1 protein-coding gene is annotated in these 1560 nt (G+C 29.6%); it reads right to left on the reverse strand.

Going from position 1 to position 1560, the window contains the following annotated elements:
- Nucleotides 1-109 precede the first annotated feature (109 nt).
- Nucleotides 110-1309 carry an IS110 family RNA-guided transposase gene (locus tag LQ609_RS12530; RefSeq protein ID WP_239734844.1) on the reverse strand — a complete coding sequence of 400 codons (1200 nt, stop codon included), beginning with the start codon at nt 1307-1309 and terminating at the stop codon, nt 110-112.
- Nucleotides 1310-1560: the final 251 nt, after the last annotated feature.

Here is a 1560-nt window from a genome sequence, read left to right on the forward strand (position 1 = left end):
TTCCTACGATTAGTCAAGTACTAGTATTAAAAAATGGCATACTAAAATAGACCTTATGATTTTATTTTTTTTAATAAGGTGTTAATATATATTTGATTGTATGATTATTTTAATGTGGCGACATTTGATAATCGTATAACCTATTATTAGTAACTAAGTAATGGATTGTTTTTAATAAACGATTCATACAAGCTACCACGGCAGTCTTATGAGGTTTCTCATTAGGCTGCTTTTTTAGTTTATAGTAATAATCAATAATGTGATTATCATAATGTCGCTGTCCCCTAATGATATTCATCACGACCCAAAACAGTAATCTCCGAGCTTTTTTATTTCCACGTTTATTAATAGTGTCTCTATATTGAGTGTTACCAGATTGATATCTTTTGATATCAATACCGACATAGGCATTTAATTGTTTATTGGATTTAAATTTTGTAATATCTCCTAGTTCACCTATAATCATAGCCGCTGTTAGTTCTCCAATACCAGGAATTGAACATATAACTTCGAAACATTCGAGTTGTTGAGATAATTCAACCATCTCTTTATCTAACTGTGATAATTGTTGAATCGAATTTTTTAATTGTTGAATTAACAATTGAACTTTCTTTACTAAAAAAGAAGTTTGATTGACATTTGGATAGCTCTCACGTGCTAATTTATATAGTTTTAATGCATAATTTTCTGCTTTTTGAGTAGATAGTCCTTTATCGGTGGACTCAAAAATATTTGAAGTTAGGGTATCAATATCTTCTTGTTGAACAAAATCTGGGTGTGAATAGATTTCTGCGATATTAAGGGCAATGATTGAATAACGGTTTTTAAACAATTTTTCTAGACCTGGAAAGGTTTGATGAAGCAGTTCAATAATCATTATTTTTAAACGATTTTGATCATTTTCGATTTCAAGATGAAATCGAGCACGTTCTCGTAATTCAAAGAAAATATCTTGTTTTGTATTTAAGCTATCCATAGATTTTAAAGAAGGTGCTAAAAGGGCTAATTTATGAGCGTCAGATTGATCAGTTTTCCAAGACCTTAAAGAAGTTGTTTTAAATTTTGCTTCTAAAGGATTCATTTCAATATAATTAATTTGATTAACTCGACAAAATTGAACCATTCCTCTTGAATAAATACCTGTAGATTCAAACACGAGTTGAAATTGGTCGATTTTATTTAAATATTTAAGAAATTGATTATAACCATTTTTATTATTTTGAATTGTAAATTCCATTTGGAATTTATCATCGTGATAATGGGCGATGACGCTTGTTTTTTTACTAATATCAATGCCTAGATAATTCACATAAAACCCTCCTTAATTGATTTGAGAAGTTAAACCTTACTGAACCTTTCTCATTTCACTTTCCTATACACGGCTTCAAGAGCCCAACATACTACAAACGAATTTCAAAAGGCGAGAGTAAAGCTGACTTGTTTAAATTACGGATTTAAAATCCAAGAGACCGCACAGTCTACCTCTCTCTATAACTATAAAAAATAGCTATGAAAAAATCTATCGTCATAGATTTCTTCATAGCTAATCTTAGTATGTTT

It is taken from the genome of Mammaliicoccus sp. G-M28 (assembly GCF_022386595.1).
GTDB lineage: Bacteria > Bacillota > Bacilli > Staphylococcales > Staphylococcaceae > Mammaliicoccus > Mammaliicoccus fleurettii.